16 protein-coding genes are annotated in these 20,241 nt (G+C 55.4%); 5 read left to right on the forward strand and 11 right to left on the reverse strand.

What is annotated here, in order from left to right; translation table 11 throughout:
* Positions 1 to 3 precede the first annotated feature (3 nt).
* Positions 4 to 1,071, reverse strand: coding sequence for a M42 family metallopeptidase (locus G6R38_RS03315; RefSeq protein ID WP_166820240.1), 1,068 nt, complete (start codon positions 1,069 to 1,071; stop codon positions 4 to 6).
* A gap of 143 nt (positions 1,072 to 1,214) precedes the next feature.
* Here G6R38_RS03315 and G6R38_RS03320 point away from each other — a divergent pair, with 143 nt between their 5' ends.
* From G6R38_RS03320 to G6R38_RS03335, 4 genes are all read left to right on the forward strand, one after another.
* Positions 1,215 to 2,561, forward strand: coding sequence for a sulfatase family protein (locus G6R38_RS03320; RefSeq protein WP_166820241.1), 1,347 nt, complete (start codon positions 1,215 to 1,217; stop codon positions 2,559 to 2,561).
* Positions 2,558 to 4,030 carry a hypothetical protein gene (locus G6R38_RS03325; RefSeq protein ID WP_166820242.1) on the forward strand — a complete coding sequence of 491 codons (1,473 nt, stop codon included), beginning with the start codon at positions 2,558 to 2,560 and terminating at the stop codon, positions 4,028 to 4,030. Before G6R38_RS03320 ends, G6R38_RS03325 begins: the two co-directional genes overlap by 4 nt.
* Before the next feature lie 80 nt (positions 4,031 to 4,110).
* Positions 4,111 to 5,649: a xylulokinase gene (gene xylB, locus G6R38_RS03330; RefSeq protein ID WP_166820243.1), complete on the forward strand. Its 1,539-nt coding sequence runs from the start codon at positions 4,111 to 4,113 to the stop codon at positions 5,647 to 5,649.
* A gap of 77 nt (positions 5,650 to 5,726) precedes the next feature.
* Positions 5,727 to 6,683: an ornithine cyclodeaminase family protein gene (locus tag G6R38_RS03335; RefSeq protein ID WP_166820244.1), complete on the forward strand. Its 957-nt coding sequence runs from the start codon at positions 5,727 to 5,729 to the stop codon at positions 6,681 to 6,683.
* 104 nt (positions 6,684 to 6,787) lie between these two features.
* Here G6R38_RS03335 and G6R38_RS03340 read toward each other — a convergent pair whose 3' ends face one another.
* Entirely contained in the window at positions 6,788 to 7,120 is a 333-nt protein-coding gene (locus G6R38_RS03340; RefSeq protein ID WP_166820245.1) for a Rieske (2Fe-2S) protein, read from the reverse strand.
* A gap of 561 nt (positions 7,121 to 7,681) precedes the next feature.
* On the opposite strand from G6R38_RS03340, the gene fusA reads away from it, so the two are divergent.
* On the forward strand, positions 7,682 to 9,823 hold the full coding sequence (fusA, locus tag G6R38_RS03345; protein WP_166820246.1) for an elongation factor G: 2,142 nt from the start codon (positions 7,682 to 7,684) through the stop codon (positions 9,821 to 9,823).
* 63 nt (positions 9,824 to 9,886) lie between these two features.
* Here fusA and G6R38_RS03350 read toward each other — a convergent pair whose 3' ends face one another.
* The 9 genes from G6R38_RS03350 to G6R38_RS03390 all read right to left on the reverse strand — a co-directional run bounded on the left by G6R38_RS03350 (position 9,887) and on the right by G6R38_RS03390 (position 20,127).
* Positions 9,887 to 10,747 carry a triphosphoribosyl-dephospho-CoA synthase gene (locus G6R38_RS03350; RefSeq protein ID WP_166820247.1) on the reverse strand — a complete coding sequence of 287 codons (861 nt, stop codon included), beginning with the start codon at positions 10,745 to 10,747 and terminating at the stop codon, positions 9,887 to 9,889.
* A 33-nt stretch (positions 10,748 to 10,780) separates the two neighbouring features.
* A complete protein-coding gene (locus G6R38_RS03355; protein WP_166820248.1) occupies positions 10,781 to 12,283 on the reverse strand; it encodes a serine/threonine protein kinase in 1,503 nt (500 codons plus the stop codon).
* 165 nt (positions 12,284 to 12,448) lie between these two features.
* Positions 12,449 to 13,645, reverse strand: coding sequence for an acyl-CoA dehydrogenase family protein (locus G6R38_RS03360; protein WP_166820249.1), 1,197 nt, complete (start codon positions 13,643 to 13,645; stop codon positions 12,449 to 12,451).
* Between the two features lie 21 nt (positions 13,646 to 13,666).
* Positions 13,667 to 14,392 carry a carboxylesterase family protein gene (locus G6R38_RS03365; protein ID WP_166820250.1) on the reverse strand — a complete coding sequence of 242 codons (726 nt, stop codon included), beginning with the start codon at positions 14,390 to 14,392 and terminating at the stop codon, positions 13,667 to 13,669.
* Positions 14,393 to 14,452: 60 nt separating this feature from the next.
* Positions 14,453 to 16,333 (reverse strand): ABC transporter ATP-binding protein, encoded by a 1,881-nt coding sequence (locus G6R38_RS03370; protein ID WP_240928050.1) that lies wholly within the window; start codon positions 16,331 to 16,333, stop codon positions 14,453 to 14,455.
* 89 nt (positions 16,334 to 16,422) lie between these two features.
* Entirely contained in the window at positions 16,423 to 17,346 is a 924-nt protein-coding gene (locus G6R38_RS03375; RefSeq protein ID WP_166820251.1) for a 1-phosphofructokinase family hexose kinase, read from the reverse strand.
* On the reverse strand, positions 17,343 to 18,527 hold the full coding sequence (locus G6R38_RS03380) for an iron-containing alcohol dehydrogenase (protein ID WP_166820252.1): 1,185 nt from the start codon (positions 18,525 to 18,527) through the stop codon (positions 17,343 to 17,345). Before G6R38_RS03380 ends, G6R38_RS03375 begins: the two co-directional genes overlap by 4 nt.
* A 94-nt stretch (positions 18,528 to 18,621) precedes the next feature.
* Complete coding sequence (locus G6R38_RS03385) at positions 18,622 to 18,915, reverse strand: hypothetical protein (RefSeq protein WP_166820253.1); 294 nt, start codon at positions 18,913 to 18,915, stop codon at positions 18,622 to 18,624.
* A gap of 102 nt (positions 18,916 to 19,017) precedes the next feature.
* Positions 19,018 to 20,127 carry a hypothetical protein gene (locus G6R38_RS03390; protein WP_166820254.1) on the reverse strand — a complete coding sequence of 370 codons (1,110 nt, stop codon included), beginning with the start codon at positions 20,125 to 20,127 and terminating at the stop codon, positions 19,018 to 19,020.
* Positions 20,128 to 20,241: the final 114 nt, after the last annotated feature.

Consider the following 20,241-nt stretch of genomic DNA (forward strand, 5'->3'; position numbering starts at 1 on the left):
GTATCAATTCGCAGTTGGTGTGAAATCGGTGTCGTCATCAATGGAGAGACAGAACAACGCGATCAATCGTGATGCGTTCTTGATGTCGTCCAGCGAGACAACTTCCACCGGACTATGCATGTACCGGTTTGGGATTCCGATGATTCCCGTCGCGGCTCCGGCTCGGTTAATTTGCAAGGCGTTGCCGTCATTGCTGGCGGCTCGCGAGATCGCAGCGGTCTGGAAGGGGACGTCGTTTTCCTTCGCGAGTTTCTCGAGTCGGTCATAAACATGCGGGTTCACGTTCGGTCCTCGGAACACTACCGGTCCGGCACCAAGTTTCACGAGTCCAAACTTATTCTGATCAATGTCCGGGCAATCGGTCGCATGAGTGACGTCGACCGCGATCCCGATTTGCGGATCGATTCGGAACGCCGCTGTCCGAGCACCCCGCAGACCGATTTCCTCGGCGACTGTCGACACGGCGAACACACCGGCCTTGGCTGTCGCCGCTGCGACTTGCCGAAGCGCGTCCATCACCACCCACACCCCGACACGGTCATCCATCCCCGCAGCGGATGCAAACCCATTCCGCATTTCGCGAAATCCGAGTTCAAGCGTGACCGGATCACCGATGCGAACCAATTCCTGGGCCTCTTTTTGATCACGCACGCCGATATCCAACCAAAGCTGTTGAATCTCGGGAACTTTTTTGCGTTCGGCGTCGGTCAGCAGGTGAATGGCTTTGCGGGCGACAACGCCGTTGATCGGGCCGTTGTCACTCCACACGACCAGCTTCTGCCCGAGCAGCATTTGCATATCCCAACCACCGACCGGGCTGAGCCGCAAGAAGCCCATGTCGTCGATGTGCTGCACCAAGAAACCAATTTGGTCACAGTGCCCGGCGAGCATCACTCGCAGCGACGCATCCGCATTGACCGCCGCCGTCACATTGCCATGCCAGTCCGTCGAAACATCGTCGGTGAATTTCCCGGCGTATTCGCGAACGACGTTTTGAATGCGGGCTTCGTCGCCGGAAGTCCCCGGCGTGTTCAACAACGTCTTGAGAAATCCCAACTCGCTCTCGTTCATTATTTCCCCTTCTTCACTGAGTTTTCGTGCGTGGAGTATAGCGGTATGATCAGAAACTTTCAGTAGGTCAGGCGATGCCTGACGCAATCTGTTCTCGACTTGAAAGAATTGTCAGGCCTGGCCTGAACGACCAGAGGAACACGATGAAGCGACTCCATCTCTTTCGATTACTGCTCGGGCTGACTGTCGGTATTCTGCCCTCGATGCGAATTCTTGCGGCGGACCGCCCGAACATTGTCATGATCATTTCCGATGACCAAGCTTGGGGCGATTACGGCTTCATGGGTCACGAACACATCGAGACACCGCACCTCGATCGTTTGGCCAAAGGATCGCTGACGTTCACTCGCGGATACGTTCCGGACAGTCTGTGTCGGCCGTCGTTGGCGACAATCGTCACGGGATTGTATCCGCACCAACATGGGATCGTCGGGAATGATCCTCCACCACCAGCGGACCTGAGTAACGCGCCGAAAGGTCGACAGCGACAGGATCCGCGTTATCTCGAACGTCGAAACAAGTACATCGAACATATCGACGACGACCCAACGCTCGCCGGAATTCTCGCGAAGCAGGGGTACCTGAGTCATCAATCCGGCAAATGGTGGGAAGGGCATTTCTCGCGTGGCGGATTCACGCACGGTATGACGCACGGTGACCGCACACGCGGTGGACGACATGGTGACAAAGGTCTCACGATCGGGCGACAAGGGCTCGAGCCGATCGCTGATTTTCTCACCATGACGGAGAAAGAGGACAAGCCGTTCTTCGTGTATTACGCCCCGTTTCTCCCGCACACGCCACACAATCCGCCGAAACGATTGCTCGACAAGTACCGCGAGAAAACCCCGCATTTGCCAGTCGCAAAGTATTGGGCCATGTGTGAATGGTTTGACGAAACGTGCGGTGAGTTGCTTGGAATGCTCGACGATCGCGGGCTTACGGAGAACACCATTGTCGTCTATGTGACCGACAACGGCTGGATCAACCGGACCGATCGCAGTGCCTACGCCGAGCGTTCCAAACGCTCTCGATACGATGGTGGTCTGCGGACGCCGATCATGGTGCGTTGGCCGAACAAAGTCACTCCGAAAATGGATCGCGAACACGCCGTCAGTTCGATTGATCTCGTGCCGACTTTGCTCGCCGCGCTCGATCTACCGAAGACGGAAGAAATGGAAGGCATCAACTTGCTCGACGAGAAAGCGGTCGCCGAACGCGATGCCATTTTCGGCGAGATTCTCGAACACGACATTCGGCACATGACCGATCCGGCAGCGAGTTTACTGCATCGTTGGACGATCTCCGACCAATGGAAATTGATTGTGCCGAACGACAAACTGAGACCAAACGATGTCGTGGAACTCTATGACCTCGACGCCGATCCATACGAAAAGAAAAACCTTGCCGATGAGCGGAAGGAAATCGTGACGCGACTCACGCAGAAGCTGAATCAGTGGTGGAACCCGTCGGCGGAACACCAAGAATGAGCCAGCAACCAATCGAAATCCGCGACAGCCAAGCCGCGGAACGGTTTCTCTTGCTGAGTTTGCCGTTACAGAGTGTGCAGCCGCTGTCGCAGAACACCATTCCGACAGTTCTGTCATGGTGTCTGGAGGCGGCTGTCGAAGGAGTTCCGTTGCCGCCGATCGGTTTCGTCGGCGATCTCGGACACCTCGCATTCCCGAACTTCGCAAACGATCACACTCAACCACGAAACGCGAGTCAAACTTGGTTGCCGTCCTCGTTGTGGCGGCAATATGAGGACCAAGTCCTGGGCAAACTTTACGTTGATTCGTCATTTGAACGGGGGATCGACGGTCTCGCGAGGTTTCCCGCCCCGCGGGATCGTGCCAAGGGTTTGGCATTTGTTCTACGTCAGATTACGCGTCGCGCGGGTTTCGCGGGAGTGTTGTTGAGTCCGGCGGTCATTAAGGAATTGTTGCGAAGAACAACGACCGACATCCTCCGCAAAACGCAGGAAGTGCTCAGCGAAGACGTCCAAGCGGAGCAGAAACAGATTGCCGAACTCTATCGCGAGTTGATCGCTGGCGTTCGGAATCTTGGCGAGGTGATCGGGGTGGAAGACGTGTTTGAACTCGAACACGGCACCGCTCTTGCTGGCTATGGTCAACGGTTTGCGTTGCGTCAGACGTTGAGCGTCGCAGCCAAACTTTATGAGACGCTCCCAGCAAAACCGCCGCGTCCGCTCGTTCGACGACAGGCAATCGCCACGAAGATCTCGGACGAAGACTTGTATCCCGTTGGCGGGTTCTCGTCGATTTCGAATCGTGGCAGCATCGAAAGTCTTTTGCACTCGCAACTCGCATTCATGGAGCCGGCGACCGCCGATGAATCTTCGCGTCCGGACATGTTCGACGTGAAATTCTTGCGGGGCGAATTGCTTTACTATTCACGCGATGAGAACCAATTCTTCCGACGCCGTCGTCACTTTTTGTTCGTCCTGGCACCGGACCTGTCTACGATTCGGGCGAAGGATGCCGGTCAGAAATTTCAACGCATCATTTACGTTCTTGGCGTGCTCGTTGCAGCGGTCAAAACACTCACGGAGTGGTTGGGCGAAGATGCTTTGTTGTTCGAGTTCGTGTTCCTCACGGAATCCGTCGACCAGGCCAAATCGAAAACCCCACTGACGGACGAACAGGATTTACTGTCGATGCTGCTGCGGGAATCCATCGCCACGGGCACGGTGGAACTCTCCCAACTGAGCGAGACGGAATTACAATCACACGCGGAATCACACAGTCGGCGGAGCCTGGTCCATCTGGTTGACATTTCGACCAGTCCCGATCGACCGTCAATCGACAACACACTTCGAACGCGTTTCGACGTTTCTCAAGCAAAGCCCGTCATGGCGATTGACGAAGAACCGCCGACTGAACCACTGACTTGGCCCGAGACACTCAACTTCCTGTCCACAAGCTGCCTGAGTGAATAGCTGGCAGCGTGCTTGCGTCGCAGTCCGACTCAGCGTATCACTCAGAATGCACACACGAAAACACACGCGGAGTAAGTTCGATGAGCGTTTACTTAGGTATTGATGTCGGCACCAGCGGTACAAAGACGTTGGCCATCAACGTCGATGGCACAATCCTCGCGTCGGCCACGGCGATTTATCCGCTCTCGAATCCCAAGCCCGGTTGGTCGGAACAAAACCCGGAAGACTGGTGGAAAGCCACGATCCAGAGCGTCCGCGAAGTTTTAAAGAAAGGCGGCATCGCTCCCGATGCTGTGAAAGGCATCGGTCTCTCCGGTCAAATGCACGGGAGCGTTTTTCTCGACGAGAATCACGAAGTCATCCGCCCCGCAATTTTGTGGAACGATGGCCGCACGACCGAACAATGTCACGAAATTGAGTCCGCGGCCGGTGGGCGGGAAGAGTTGATCGATCTCGTCGCCAATCCGGCTCTTGAAGGGTTTACGGCTCCCAAGATTCTCTGGCTTCGACAACATGAGCCCGAGAACTTCGAACGCACGCGACAGGTGCTGCTCCCGAAAGACTACATCCGCTTCCGACTCACGGGGGAATTTGCCACGGAAGTCAGCGACGCCTCGGGAACGTTGTTGCTTGACGTGAAAAACCGAAAGTGGTCCGACCGGCTGTTGGAGCTATTGCAACTCGACTCGGCGTTGCTGCCGAAGGTTTATGAGTCGATTGAAGTCAGTGGTCAACTTTCGCCGGCCGTTGCAGATCAACTCGGAATGACCGCCGGTGTGCCAGTAGTCGGTGGTGGTGGAGACCAAGCCGCCGGTGCGATCGGGAATGGAATCGTCGAAAGTGGAGTGATTTCCGCGACGATGGGTACCAGCGGTGTGGTGTTCGCCCATAGCGATGAAGTGCAAACCGATCCCGCCGGTCGCGCTCACACGTTCTGTCATGCGGTGCCGGGAAAATGGCACATTATGGGCTGCATCCTCAGCGCGGGCGGCTCGCTGCAATGGTATCGCAATCACCTCGGTGGAGTGGAAAGCCTGGCCGCCGAAGCCATGGGCGTCGATCCTTATACGCTGATCACCGCTCAAGCCGAACAAGCCCCACGGGGCAGTGAGGGGCTATTCTTTTTGCCATATCTGACGGGCGAACGTACGCCGCATTGCGATGCCAACGCACGGGCATGCTGGATCGGCCTTTCGCTGCGTCATGGCAAATCGCACATGGCCCGTTCTGTCATCGAAGGCGCAACCTACGCAATGCGAGATTGCTTGGAGATTATCCGGGAACTGGGCGTGCCGATCTCTGAGATTCGCGTGTCCGGTGGCGGTGCTCGCAGCAAGTTTTGGCGACAGATGCAAGCGAACATCTATGGCCAAGAAGTCTGCTCGATCAATGCCGAAGAAGGACCGGCGTACGGTGTCGCCCTGCTCGCGGCGGCCGGTACCGGCGCGTATTCCAGTATCGAAGAAGCCTGCCGATCCACCATCCGTATCGTCAATCGAGTTCCCAGCGAAACGCAAGCGGTTGATGAATATAATCGAGCGTACCCCGTATTCCGGCAGCTTTACCAATCGTTGAAAGGTGATTTCGCAACGATTGCCAACCTCGTCGGAAATTCGTAGTCCGTTTACAGGAATCAAAGGGAGAAATCGCGTTGCGGTCTTCTGCCCTTTGAATCTCGTTCAAGAAAGGCCTCGCAATGCCAGCATTGTTTCTCTCTGAAGACGACGTGCGTGAACTGGCCGACATCGACATGGCGTTGGATGCCGTCGAGAAAGCCTTTGCTGCGTTGGCCGACGGAACAGCCGACAACATTCCTCGTCGGCGGGCGAAATCGCCGGGCATCTGGCTCCACGGTATGCATGCATCAGCGGAGTACCTTGGGGTATCAGGTTGGAAGTTCTACACAACGACAAAATCCGGGGCACGGTTTCACGTCGGACTGTACGACAACACCAGTGGCGAACTGATCGCCATGATCGAAGCCGATGAACTTGGCCGACTCCGCACCGGGGCCGCCAGTGGAGTCGCCACGGAAGCGATGGCCCGTCCCGATGCGAGCGTGGTGGGATTGCTCGGAACCGGTCACCAAGCCCGTTCGCAACTTCAGGCCGTTTGCAAGGTGCGAACGATCAAACGCGTCGAAGTGTACAGCCGCAACGCCGACCGCTGCGCTCAATTTGCGGAGGAAATGAGTGAACTCTGCGTGACTGAAGTCGTTTCCGTTCACTCTCCCGACGAAGCAGCCGCCGAAAAGGACATCATCATCACCGCAACCACCGCCCAGACTCCGGTATTTGATGGTCGTGTTTTGGTCGAGGGAACGCATCTGAACGTCATTGGCTCGAATTCCCTCAACAAGGCCGAAATCGACGCCACGACGGTCCAACAAGCCAATCACATCGTCTGCGACAGCATCGATGCTTGCCGCCTGGAAGCCGGTGACTTTCAAGAAGCCTTGCAACTTGGAATGACCGATTGGCGACTGATGCACGATTTGTCGGAAGTCGTCGCCGGTCAAAAAACCGGCCGGGCCACACCGGAGGACATCACATTGTTCAAGTCGGTGGGGTTGGCGATTGAAGATGTCGCGCTCGCTCATGCGATCTACGAACGGGCTCGCACCGAGAATGTCGGAAAAACGCTTCCATTCTGAAACGCCGAGTAACACAAATGGTCTTCAATTTCGTCACCCGCACACGGATTGGACATAGGGACCGGAAGCAACACCACAATTCGCGACACTGAGCCAACAAGTTCTTACTCTTGTTCGTCGGGTTCGGGCACGCGAACCTGAATGTTGCCATCGACCACACGCACCTCGAAGATATCGGTCCGGATCTGAGACTTGGGATTGTCGAGCCATAATCCATCGCGAACACAGAACCGCCAGGCGTGCCAAGGGCAGTACACGGCTCCGTCTTCGACGTGTCCACCCGCGAGCGATGCTCCCATGTGCGGGCAGAAGTCGTTGATGGCGTGGAAGCCGTCGTCAGTACGAAACACCGCGACCATCCGCCCATTGACCGGAAACGCCCGGCCTTCCCCCATAGGAATTTCGTCTTCGGTAGCCACAGTTTCGAAATCGGCCATGCGACATTTTCCTTTCAAATCTCGATTTGGCGAGTCCAACTCGTCTTCTCGACTCTTGGCAGCGATTTTTCAATGAAATCCGGGGAAACATCCGCCAGATTTGTCAAAAAATCAGCGTTCTTCACAGTTTATCGAGAATTCCTCTTTTCAGGACCGGTTGACAATTGTAGGATTTCGGCAAAAGTGTAGAAGCTGTTCGGTTGGTAACCGAAGCTCCCTTTGCCACATCTGCTTGCTTTGCTTGCCTTGTAACCTAGACAATCCTCACCCGGGAGATGGTTCGATGGTTTCGCCATAACAGCGTACAGAGAGACAGCTTAGGTCAACAAACTTCTGAACCGCGTTGACCGCCAACATGAACCGTTGGCAACCATTGAAACATCGAATTGCTTGCCGTAAACAAATTGAGCGAATTGACCGACCTGATATTTCCCGGAAAATTCGGCTCTAACGTCTTGTTAGTCTGACCAGTAACGTTCTCGTTAGTTCCCTCCCTTTCGCCCAAGCCAGGCTTGAAATTCCCGGCTGGCCGATTCACCTCGATCTGATTTTGTAGATGCCATGAAGGACCTTTCCAAACACCGCAACATCGGAATTTCCGCTCACATCGATTCGGGTAAAACGACCCTGACCGAGCGGATCTTGTTCTATTCCGGCCGAATTCACCGCATCCAAGAGGTGAAAGGAAAAGACGGCGGTGCCACCATGGACTCCATGGACTTGGAGCGGGAAAAAGGCATCACGATTCAATCGGCCGCGACATTTGTCGAATGGATGGATCACTCGGTCAACGTCATCGACACACCGGGCCACGTCGACTTCACCGTCGAAGTGGAACGTAGCTTGCGTGTTCTCGACGGTGCAATCCTCGTGTTGTGTGCGGTCGGTGGTGTGCAAAGCCAATCGCTCACCGTGGACCGGCAAATGAAGCGGTATCACGTTCCGCGGATTGCATTCATCAACAAGATGGACCGCACCGGGGCGAACCCCGACAACGTCATGCAAGCGATGAAAGACAAGCTTGGCGTGACCCCGTTGCCGCTGCAAATTCCGATGGGCGCCGAAGAAAACTTCGAAGGTGTTGTCGACCTGATCAAAATGAAAGCTGTCTACTTCGATGGCGACAACGGTGAAACCGTCCGCTACGAAGATATTCCAGCGCAATACAAAGACAAAGCTGAAGAGGTCCGAGGCGAGATGCTGGAAACGCTCTCGATGTACGACGACGACCTCATGATGGCCTTGCTCGAAGAAACCGAAATCGACGAGCAACGCATTCACGAACTCATCCGCGAAGTGACATTGCAACAAGATGTCACCCCGGTTTTGATGGGTACGGCTTACAAGAACAAAGGTGTCCAAGAAGCTCTCGACGCAGTCGTGCGGTATTTGCCTTCACCGCTGGACCGCAAAGTGAGTGCCATGGACGTCAAAAGCCTGGAAGCCGCCCACGCCAACGAGGATGGCAGCCCAGCCGAACCGGAAAAAATCCCGTTGGAAGCCGACGATACCAAACCGCTGGTTTCGATGGCATTCAAAACGGTCGTGGAACAATTTGGTCAACTGACGTACTTCCGAATCTACCAAGGGGAGATCAAGAAGGGCGACAGCTACTACAACATGCGAACCGGTAAGAAGGTCCGGTTTGGACGACTTGTCCGAATGCATGCGGATTCACGGGAAGACATCGAACAAGCTGGCGCTGGTGATATCATCGCTGTCGTCGGTGTCGATTGTGCGTCCGGGGACACATTCTGTGGCGAAGGCGTCAACATGACGCTGGAAAACATCTTCGTTCCAGAACCCGTTGTTCGACGGTCGATCGAGCCACTGACCCGCGATGGTGCGGACAAACTCGGTAAAGCCCTCGAACGATTCCGCCGCGAAGATCCGACGTTCCAAGTTTCCTCTGACGAAGAAACCGGTGAGACGATCGTCGCTGGAATGGGTCAGTTGCACCTCGACGTTTACATCGAGCGTATTCGGCGTGAGTACGGTGTGGAATGTACGGTGGGTGATCCCAAGGTGGCCTATCGTGAATGCCCAACCCGTGCGGTCACTTATGACTACCGTCACAAGAAGCAGTCCGGTGGTTCCGGTCAATTCGCCCATATCAAAGGCCGATTGGAGCTTCTCGAAGAGGATGCCGAAAACGCCTACGAATTCGAGAACGAAGTCACCCAGGGACGTATTCCGAAAGAGTACATCCCAGCGGTGGACCAGGGCTTCCAACAAGGCACGGTCAAAGGACCGCTTGGTGAATGGGAAGTCGTCGGTGTGCGAATGGTCCTCTCCGATGGTCAATACCACGAAGTCGACTCTTCGGAAATGGCGTTTAAGATTTGTGCGTTTGCCTGCATGCGGGAAACGTTGATCAAAGCGAAAATGGCTGTTCAAGAACCAATCATGAACATCGAAATCGAAGTTCCTGATGAGTTCCAAGGAACGGTTTCCGGACACCTTTCGAGTAAACGGGGTATCATTACCTCATCGGAAGTTCGTCACGGGGTTGCAGTGATCTATGCGGAAGTCCCGCTGGCTTCGATGTTCGATTATGCGAACGAACTTCGCTCCCTGACCCAAGGTAAGGGAACCTTCAGCATGGAGTTCGCCAAGTATCGACAGTTGCCTAGCAGCCTCCAAGACGAAGTCATCAAGCGTCGTCAAATGGAGAAAGAAGAACGCTTGGCGATGTCTCGCTAACGCGATTCACTCACCACGTTGCAAACAAGAAGCCGCGTCGATTTCAAATCGATGCGGCTTTTTTCAAGAGCCTCGTGGAAACGGGCAGATTGGCGGCGTCAACATATTTTCCCGGAGCACCACAAACAGTGTCGCAGCAATGATATCTGCTGTCGTTCCCGGATTGCGGCGGTTTCCGTCGGCTCTCAACCACCGATCGAAGTCGCTGTAAGCAGCGAGCCACTGCTCGCTGATCGGTTGGGACAGAACATGTCTTGCTCGCTGGCTTGCTTGCGACATGGTTTCCAGACCACATTTGCGAGCAATTAGCGAATCGCCATATCGATCCAAGATCTTCAGCTGTAGGTTGAAGACTCCGCGCTCCCAATGCTCGGAGACCGTGCGGATCCAGGCCAACCGTAGTAGTGCGAAGATGTCGGCGAAATTATTGGCGTATTGACGGGCAATCATGTCTCGATTGGCTGCCAACATCATCGCATCCTTCAATGGGATCGTTGGCTCGTCGCTGATGTCCGCTTCGCTTGCCCGTCCCATACCACCGGGATTCGCTAGCCGAATCGCTTGATAAACCAGGCGGGAGTCATCGACTGTCAAACGATCGAGCACCTCGGCTATGCCGGATTCCAAAGAGACATCTGACGGCACGGCGGCCAATGGTGCGATCAGGAGGACAATTCCCAGATTCGCGTTCGATTGCGTGCGTTCGCTCGTCGCAGAAATCGCGTCGAAGACAGCCTGACCAACTCCACGACGCTCGACGTCTGCAAGGATCGGTGCAATGACCTCTGCTGCGTTGACGAAGTCTCTGTAGCAGAGATCGTCGAAGAATGCCTCGGGATGGACGTTCCCGGCCTTCCGCGCGGTCGCTTCGAGGAGGCATGCCGTCTGAATCGTTTCCGCTAATTGTGATTGAGAACGGCTCACTGTTTTTGACAGGAAAAGCGACGCGGAGGTTGCTTACCCTTCTTCCTTGGAGATCGGAATATTGGTCCGGTCCTCTTCTTTTTCAGTTGCAAAGTTGGCGATCAAAGCCGTTGCACCGAGACACACTAAGATCAACACCGCACCGAGGACGGTGATGGTGCGTTTGCTCATCCACATCCCGAAGACTTCTTCACCCAACAACAGTTCTTCGCTATTGTTCGCGCTCGTTGAATCGCTCTTCTTCCGGGAAATCTTCGGTGGAAGCCCCCCGGCACCTTCCATCTGCAATTGCGGTCGCGATCGCACCGCCGTCGAGTGTTGAACTTCCTCGATGTATTTCAACGAATTTAGTTCTTTGCCCACCATTAGCAACGTTCGGCAATGGATACAACGCCCACGTCTTCCCTTGTGTTCGGGTCGTAGCGGTAACTCTTTTTTGCATTTCGGACAGGGGACAAGACCTGGTTTGCCTTTGGAAACGAGTTTCTGTGGTCGTCGTGAAGTGACGCCGGACTTCGATGCTCCGTGATCTCGTTGATTGCCGGAGTGCTTGGAAGACTCGACCGCCATTTTCCGGACCGAGGGCGATGAGCCTCGTGAGCCCGATGCGGACCGTGTTTTGATTTGATGTCCGGATTTTGAACGGACCGATCCGGTTGAACGGGTGGTGCTTCTGGCAAACAGAACAGCTTCCGCGAACTCGACGCATGTCGCAAACCGATCGCGGGGCGATTTTGCGAGCCCCCGATGAACCGCGTTGGCTAACTCGTTGGAGACTTCTGGATTGACTTCCGCTAACGCCCTTGGCACTTTTTTGGTCTGGTTGACCATGGTTGCTGAGCTGGTCGGACCGATGAGTGGTGGTCGCCCGGTCAACACTTCGTAGACGCTTGTGGCCAACGAGTACTGGTCGGATCGCCCGTCACAACGCAGCCCCATCACAATCTCGGGAGCGACATAGTTCGGCGTACCGACAATCGCGCCTGCGGACGTTAATCCAGGGTCGTGGCTATTCTCTGCAGTCTCCGCGAGAACTTTGGTCAGGCCGAAGTCGCCGAGATACACGTTTCCGTAATCGTCGAACAGTAAGTTGCCAGGTTTCACATCGCGGTGCACGATGTTTTTCTGGTGCATGAAATCCAGGGCTTTGGCGACATCCAGCAACCAGTCGGACAACGAATCGACAGCCATCCCCTTGGAAGACTTCCGAAGCCGATCCTGCAAATCTCCGCCACCCAGGAACTGCATCACGACGAAGGGAATATGTTCGATTTCATCGCAATCGATAATTTTAACAATATGCGGATGACTGAGTGCCACCAGGAGTTGAGACTCCTGCCGAAACCGCGTGAGAAAATTCTGATCCTCCAGATACCGGCGGATCGGCACTTTGATGACGACATCGGTATTGAGACGTCCGTCGATTGCTTTGTAGACGTGAGCCATGCTCCCGCCTCCCAGCAATTCCCGCAACTCGTAGCGCCCCTCGCTGAGCGTTTTTCCAACAAGCTCTGCAGGGTCGAGTTGAGACATCATTGGCACTTTGGCCCCCTATTTGCCGCGGTTTCCGGGTTGGAAAACCACAGTCACAAAGTTCGCGTGTCGGCGTAAGGGTTCATCCTGAGGTCTAATTCCTCGCAACCATCTTTCCCGATTCTCGAACTGAGTGAAAGGCCGTCTGTCGTTAAAAATTCTTCACAATTAGTCCTCACTTTGAAGGCCACAGGCAAACTCTCGAATTTGTGCATTCAGAACCGGTTGCGGACAGGACCAAACCAGGAAGAACATCGCTTCGCGAACACCACGTTCAGCCGGATGACCACTGAGGAAGCCCGCTCCCTTGACCGCCGCTAGATACGCTTGAGCGGTTCGCAGCACGAGCGAATTTGCGTTCTGACGTATGAACTCGTTCGACAACTGGGGCTCGTTCGACTCCGGGTCCATCGCTCGTTCGACGAGATTGCCAAGCAATTCCTGATGAGCGTGTTGCAAGACCTGATAGCTCTCGATCAAGTCCTGACGCCGCTCGGCTTCGTCTGCCAACCGGTTTAGAAGGCCGGCGGCATGTCCCATGGCGAGGGCGGAGGTTGTCAGTGAGCCGGTGCCGCCACCAGCACCACTCTTCATGACGTTCTCAATGGGTCCACCGACCAGATGACGATGCGAAAGCCGAACTTGCTTCAATCCAACCGCGCCGGTTTGAGAGCCGGTGAGTGCCAACAGATTGGGGGGAGGTTCGATTGTGACGCCGTCCAACTCGGTTGGGAGCATGAGCAGGGCTTGTTTACCATCCCCCATTGTAGCACCGACGAGAATCCAATCCGCATGGTTTGCCCCTGTGACCCAGGGGATTCGCCCGTCGAGAACAAAATCACCGTCGACTTCAGTCAGTTGAACTGCCGGATTTTTCAGGTGTTGGCCGGAGGTCGTCAGGTGAGAGATCCCGACCGTGGCAAAGACATCTCCCCTACAGAGTTTCGGGAGAAGCTCGGCCTTCAGTTCCTCGTTGGAAGATCCCGCTAACCGCTGACATGCACCATTTCTCTGTGTAAGAACAAAGGTCGAAGTCAGGTCGGCGGCGGCCAACCGAAGGTACCCATGTGTGAGTTCCGCTGATGAGATGGCAGCCCCGCCAAACTCCTGCGGGATCACCCACTTGAGCACCGCAAACTCACGGTACAAGTCCCACACGCGTTCGGGCCAAGCATGATCGGAAAGTTCAGCAGCCGCAATTCGTTCCAAGAGTGTTGTCACTTGATTGGAACGAATCACACCGTTGTCGTCAGAGATTGGCAGCGATTCCAAATCGGGGCGGGTGAGAGTCACGGTCAACAGGGCCAAAATATCAGAGGAAGATTGTCGGGCAATTCGAGAGCAATCGACGAGAACTGTGATCAATCACGCTCCACTCTCATGGATTCACTTTTGGCGTTTGTGTTGAAGCAGCCATTCATAAAGTTTGGGATTTTCGTACGTCCGTGTCCAAGAATCGTGCCCAACATCGGGGTAAAGCGTCAACTTGGGTGAGCCGCCGACTTTCTTCAGGGCCTCGATCATCTGTTCCGAACGCTCGACAGGAACCGCTCGGTCGGCCGTTCCGTGGAAGGCCCAGATCGGCAGTTTTGTCATGTTTCTCGCCGCCCATCGTTCACCACCGCCGCAAATCGGAGCAATCGCGGCAAACCGATCCGGAGCGTACGACGCCAAAGACCACGTACCGAACCCGCCCATGCTCAAGCCGGTTACATAAATTCGATCGGAATCCACTTTGTAGCGGGATTCGAGATCGGCAATTAGTGCCATCAATGGCGTCGGAACCCAGCGTTTTCCTTTCGGGCACTGTGGCGACGCGACGATGAACGGAAATTCGTGGCCGTTCGCGATCATCTTTGGCGGACCATGCACTTTGACCAAATCCAAATTGCTCCCGCGTTCGCCAGCACCGTGCAGGAACAACAATAGCGGCCAGGAATCCTGTTTCTCGTAATCCTTCGGCAAATAGAGCAGGTAGTCCAACTCGACTGGAACTTTGGCTTCGAGTTTCGCCGGTTTCTGAATTCCCACGTTATCGGCCTCCGCGGCTTCGCTCATCGTAGTTCCGATGAAAGTGCAGCCCAGAACCAGTGCGAATAGAGCGTATTTCATGTTCGTTTTCCGTGTGTTGTCAGTCTTGGTGTCAGTCGAAATCGAGTCCACCTTGCCGATTTACGACTTGGCTTGGTTTCGTTCGCGTTGGCGACGATCGATATTTTCCAGCGAATCGTTGGGAATCGCGTCGATCAGTTTCTTGGTGTATTCTTCGCGAGGGTTAGCGTAAATCGCATCCGATGGGCCAAATTCCAGAATCTTGCCCGCGTTCATCACGGCCATCATATCAGACATGAACTTCACCACGCTGAGATCATGACTGATGAAAATGTACGTGAGCTTGCGTTCGAGCTGGAGTTTGTTGAGCAGATTCAACACTTGGGCTTGCACAGAGACGTCGAGTGCCGACACGGATTCGTCGCAGATGATGAAATCGGGTTCGACCGCGATCGCCCGGGCGATGCAAATTCGCTGTCGCTGCCCACCGGAGAATTCGTGTGGATACCGCCGAAGATGCTCGGCTCCCAAACCGACTTCGTCCAACAAATCGGCGGCTCGGTTGCGACGGTCCCCGCGACTCCGACCGATGCCATGCACCTTCATAACTTCCGTCAACATCGCCTCGACCGTCATCCGCGGATTGAGCGAGTTATACGGATCTTGAAAGATGATCTGAATCCGGCGACGCATCTGACGAAACGCGGCACCATGCATATGAGCGAAATGGACACCTTCAAAATACACTTCGCCACTGGTCGGCGGCACTAACCGGAGAATACCCCGCCCGGTGGTTGTTTTGCCGCATCCGGACTCGCCGACCAACCCCAGCGTTTGACCGGGATAGACGTTGAAACTCACATCGTCGACGGCTCTTACATGGTCCACCACATGCGAGAATATCCCCTTCTTGATCGGAAAATAGACTTTCAGATTCTTGACCGAAAGAATTGGCGCGATCCCTTCGGCAACAGTTTCGTAGTTGCTGAGGTCCTGCAAACCGGCCCCGGCTAATTCTTCCCAAGGATGTCCGATGGCATCCAATTCGGGTTTCGGGTGCAGCAAACGTGGTCGTCCGGAATTTCGGAACTCCTCCAACTTGCCATCGTCGAGCGGTTTCTCCTCAATCTTCACCGATCCATCCGCCCGCGTCGTGACCCGCATGAAATCGGAAACTGTCGGCAATTGCTTGTAATCCGTGTCCAATCGCGGACGGCAAGCCAGCAGACCCTTGGTGTAGGGGTGCTGCGGATTTTCGAAGATGTCCCGCACTGGAGCTTGCTCGACGAGTTTGCCGCGATACATCACCGCCACATGATCCGCGATCTCCGCAATCACACCGAGATCATGCGTGATGAAAAGAATCGACATGCCCCGCTCGTCACGCAACCGACGGAGCAAGTCGAGAATTTGAGCCTGAATCGTCACGTCGAGTGCGGTCGTTGGTTCGTCGGCAATCAGCAGTTTCGGATTGCAACTGAGCGCCATCGCAATCATCACGCGTTGCTTCTGCCCACCAGACATTTCGTGCGGAAAGCTATTGATCCGCCGTTCCGGTTCCGGAATTCCGACCTCTCGAAAAAGATCGATTGTCCGCTCACGGGCGACTTTCTTGCTCAGCCCCGGATTGTGCAGGCGAATCGCTTCCATGACTTGCCAACCGGTCCGGTACACCGGATTGAGCGACGTGCCCGGTTCCTGAAAAATCATGCTGATGTCCGCACCGCGAACGTTTCGCATTTCTTTCGGGGGCAGACGGACCAAATCCCGACCGAGAAACGCAATCGAACCGGACTCGATGCTCGCGGTCGCTTCAGGGAGCAATCGCATGATGCTCAACGATGTTACCGACTTACCCGAGCCCGACTCGCCCACCAAACCAAGGGTTTGGGCCTTCGGAATGGAGATCGAGAGGTCATCAACCGCTTTGACAACCCCAGCTCCCGTTTTGAAATACGTTCGCAGGTTCTGGATTTCCAGCAGTGGAGTCATTTCCGACATGTGCGTTCCTTCGTGTTGAGATCGGTCCAGCATAATGCAAACGCAGCGGCTCCGAAAAGCCAACCGGATGTGTACACGAGTCGGCGAATTCAGATCTGCTCGACCTGAACCCGATGAGATAATTCTTCCACGCGAGCGACATCAATCCGGGCAGGAAGCAATTGTTGCAGATTGGCCGCCGCGGCCGCGGAACCGTACTTCAGTAACGCCGGAAATTCTGATCCGCGTGAAAGTTGCCAAGCGATCCCCGCCGCTAAGCAATCGCCACATCCGATCGGATTCACAACCGACTCCGTTGCTGGATGCACCACGAACCGTTGATCTCGAAAGACTGCGAGCATCGGTTCCTCGCCCCGCGACACGACCACACTAACAGCCCCCTGCGACTGCAACTCTCGCATGGCATCCCAGATTTGTTCCTCGTTTTCGAGTGGTCGGCGAACCGTTTTCGACAATTCACTCACATTCGGCTTCACCAGAAAAGGCTTTGCCCGCAGAGCTTCGCTGAGTTCCGGCCCACGGGCATCCATAATGACAGCCGCCGATGTCGATTCGATCAATCGTCGGTAGAAGTCGCTGGGCACACCGCTTGGCAGGGAACCGGTCAGCACGACAACCGTGGCTTCACGTGTTTCCAACGCGAACGCCTCACAGAATCGTTCCAGGTCGTCGTTGTTCAAACTCGGAGCGTTCTCGACCAATTCGGTAGTTTGCTCGGTGTGCTCATCGAGCAACGTCGTGCACACCCGGGTCACAGCTTGCGTCTTGATCCAGTGCGTCGGCACACTTTGACGCTCGTATTCGGCTTGCATTGCGGTGCCGGCGGGTCCATCGTCGGTCACGCACAAAACCCGCGAATGACCACACAATCGGTGCAACGCCAATCCCACATTCAGCACCTTGCCCGACGCACACCAATGAGCCGATTTCGCTCGGTTGACGTGCCCAAGTTCAAACGAACGGAACGTCAGAATTTGCTGCCAAGCTGGGCTCAGTCCCGCGGTCACAATCATAATCCTGCCTCGAGAATGGCTTTAAGTTCCTCATCCGATAGCTCTTTCGGATTCCCGTTCATGCTGTTGCCCCGCGAACTTTGCACGATGTCATCCAGAGTGTCTCGCAAGACACCGATTTCACTGAGCCGTCGTGGAATCCCAATGCTCACCGCTAGTTCTTCGCTCCAATGGATCACGGCTTCCGCAGCCGCTTCACTCGATTTGAACGGACGACCAACGATGACTTCGGCCAATGTTTGCATATCTGAACTGCAAGCGTCGGCGTTCGTTCGTAGTGCAACCGGCAGCATCACCGCACATGCCAACCCGTGCGGCACATTTGCGTGCACGCCGAGAGCCGCCGCCACTCCGTGAGCCATCCCCAATCCCGAATTCGCGAGTGCAACGCCAGATAGAAACGCAGCCTGCGACATCGCCGAACGGGCTTGTTGGTCAGCACCGTTCTCGACCGCTGTTCGCAACGCCGGCACCCCCAACCGCAATCCTTCCAGACACAACGATTGCGTCAGCGGATTCGCTCGTTTGGAGAGAAATGACTCAATCAACTGCGTGAGAGCATCCATCCCCGAATGAGCGGTCACGGTTTTGGGGGTGGTTACCGTCAATTCGGGATCGATCAACACGCAGGCCGGCACAAGCCGTTCGTCTCGCAGACTCTTTTTGAACTTGGGATCGTGCGAGGAGATCACTGCGTTCTTGGTCGCCTCGGAACCGGTACCGGCCGTTGTGGGAATCGCCAGAATCGGCAATGGAGCGGCGGCAAGCGTCAACCCGCGTCCGACACCTTCCAAGTAATCGACGACCGAAACCCGTTCCGATTGCGGAGCGAGTGCAGCGGCCGATTTGGCCAAATCGAGAGCAGCACCGCCACCGATTCCAATGACGAAATCTCCAGGTTGCCCGAAACCGTGAGACGCAGCTTTGGCGATCAGATCGTCCACATCCTCGACCAGCGGTTCGCGAGAGGGCACTTGCACGCGAACGACGTCCAAATCTGCGTCTCTGAGATGGGTCGCCAACTGATCGACCACGCCTGCGGTTTCCAAGGTCCGCGATCCGCTGACGATCAACGCTCGCGTTCCTAAGTAGCGTGCCAGGGAACCCACTTCCGCTCGACGTCCCCAACCAAACACAACTTTTCGCGGCGAAAGCAATTGATACGCCGTGAGACTTTTCATCGCCGAACTTCCTCGAACTCACAAAGCCAACCGAAACACTGGCTTCAGAGTAGGTTGTTGGCACACAATTGCAAAGCGAGAGGCGAGATACGATTTAACGCCTGATTGCGGTCGGAGGCACGATCGCGTATCGAGTCGGGCTTTGCGTGGGTGGCTTGATTGTCAGTTTTTCCGGATAGAAGACACCGGCAGCGTGTTCTTCGGCGGTGTCCTTCTCCATGTCGTCGATTTCATCCGGCATTGGCGGATGCGGATCGCCGAACAACGCTCGATGATAGGTTCCACTGAACCCCTGCGGCCACCGATAGCGAGGCGTCGCGCAGCCGACGTTTGCCAGCAGAAGCAGTCCACACGCCAACTTCAATACGACAAGCCGACGCCGTCTCATCAAACTGCCCCCAACGTCACACCGAGAATCTCTACAAACTTCATCGGCAATGGAGACAGGTGAAGTTGATCGACTTTTCCGGTCAGCGAAGAGGGAGCGTTTCTACTGAGCACGGCGATGGAGCCGATTGAACTCTTCGGGATCGAACAGATCGGGCTTTTCGTCGCGGAGTGCCGCTTCCAAAATTTCATCTTTTTCGCTGCGTGCCATCTCCTCCGGGTCGATTGACTCAAGTTCTGGAGTGCCACGAATCAACGTCAAACGCGGGGGCTCTCGTTCCTTGATCTCGGAATCATGAGCCAATACCGCTGGCGAAACGGTCTTCTTGGGTTGCTCGGTCCGTAAGTCGGCGGCGACCGCACGAACCCAGTTCTGAAAGTCTTGAAAGTTTGCGTCACCGTACGGCCCACCAAACGCCGACCGCTTTTTGGGTCCATGCAAACCGGTTGGCAGCTTCAGCACCGGACTGGAGTCCGGATCTTCCATGTCGATGTATTCCATCATCATCGCCAAGTTTCGCTCGGCTCGGAGTCGATGACTGCTCGTGCCGATCCGAACTCGCACCAATTGAAAATTGTTCTGACCAGCCGCCGAACCATGACAGCTTGCGTTTCCACAGCGATTCATCAACATCGGCTGAATTCGCGTTGTGAACCGGAGAGCCGTCTCCCGGGACAGACCGGCCAATGACTGCACCGGTCGTTTTTGGAATCCATCGTCTGTCTTTTCCGGCGGCTCTGGCAATGTAGGCGGCTTGCCGGTGGGATCAAGCACCGACGCCAATCGAATCAACATTCGTCGGGCAACCGCATGACCGGAATCCATCTCAAGTGCTTGTCGAAGTTCGAGTTCCGCTTGTTCATGGAGTTGCCAAGTGAGACACCATTTCGCCAACCGAACCGATGTATCCGCCGACGGTTTTTGGATGGAGTCCTTCAATTTCTGATAGGCGTCTAGACGGTCGTTCGCGCGGAAGTTGACCAGATGAAACGGCACGAGGAAGCGACCGCCGGACTTGTGAACGATGTACCCCCGGGCTTCCTGCGTGATTTGACCGTCCGCGAGGCTACCGTCTTTCATCACGAGTACGCCAGACTTGGCGGCGACCGGGGGCTGATCGCCTTCGGACGTGTTCTCCTCAGCTCCGGCCAATCCCAGAGTGCATCCGAAAACAAGAATACACAATTGGGGAAGAATGGAGAGAATTTTCATCGGTGGACCCTCGATGCGAGAAACGACACGCGAACACGTCTCGCCAGAATTGGCGAACGGTACGCGGACTGCCGTTTCGGGTCAACACCGTCTTAAACACCGAATATCGAAAGG

The organism is Thalassoroseus pseudoceratinae, assembly GCF_011634775.1.
Classification (GTDB): Bacteria; Planctomycetota; Planctomycetia; order Planctomycetales; family Planctomycetaceae; genus Thalassoroseus; species Thalassoroseus pseudoceratinae.

Coding starts and splice junctions, on each gene's coding strand:
- G6R38_RS03315 (WP_166820240.1), bottom strand. CDS start 1,071: ATGAACGAGAGCGAGTTGGGATTTCTCAAGACGTTGTTGAACACGCCG.
- G6R38_RS03320 (WP_166820241.1), top strand. CDS start 1,215: ATGAAGCGACTCCATCTCTTTCGATTACTGCTCGGGCTGACTGTCGGT.
- G6R38_RS03325 (WP_166820242.1), top strand. CDS start 2,558: ATGAGCCAGCAACCAATCGAAATCCGCGACAGCCAAGCCGCGGAACGG.
- xylB (WP_166820243.1), top strand. CDS start 4,111: ATGAGCGTTTACTTAGGTATTGATGTCGGCACCAGCGGTACAAAGACG.
- G6R38_RS03335 (WP_166820244.1), top strand. CDS start 5,727: ATGCCAGCATTGTTTCTCTCTGAAGACGACGTGCGTGAACTGGCCGAC.
- G6R38_RS03340 (WP_166820245.1), bottom strand. CDS start 7,120: ATGGCCGATTTCGAAACTGTGGCTACCGAAGACGAAATTCCTATGGGG.
- fusA (WP_166820246.1), top strand. CDS start 7,682: ATGAAGGACCTTTCCAAACACCGCAACATCGGAATTTCCGCTCACATC.
- G6R38_RS03355 (WP_166820248.1), bottom strand. CDS start 12,283: ATGATGTCTCAACTCGACCCTGCAGAGCTTGTTGGAAAAACGCTCAGC.
- G6R38_RS03365 (WP_166820250.1), bottom strand. CDS start 14,392: ATGAAATACGCTCTATTCGCACTGGTTCTGGGCTGCACTTTCATCGGA.
- G6R38_RS03370 (WP_240928050.1), bottom strand. CDS start 16,333: ATGTCGGAAATGACTCCACTGCTGGAAATCCAGAACCTGCGAACGTAT.
- G6R38_RS03375 (WP_166820251.1), bottom strand. CDS start 17,346: ATGATTGTGACCGCGGGACTGAGCCCAGCTTGGCAGCAAATTCTGACG.
- G6R38_RS03380 (WP_166820252.1), bottom strand. CDS start 18,527: ATGAAAAGTCTCACGGCGTATCAATTGCTTTCGCCGCGAAAAGTTGTG.
- G6R38_RS03385 (WP_166820253.1), bottom strand. CDS start 18,915: ATGAGACGGCGTCGGCTTGTCGTATTGAAGTTGGCGTGTGGACTGCTT.
- G6R38_RS03390 (WP_166820254.1), bottom strand. CDS start 20,127: ATGAAAATTCTCTCCATTCTTCCCCAATTGTGTATTCTTGTTTTCGGA.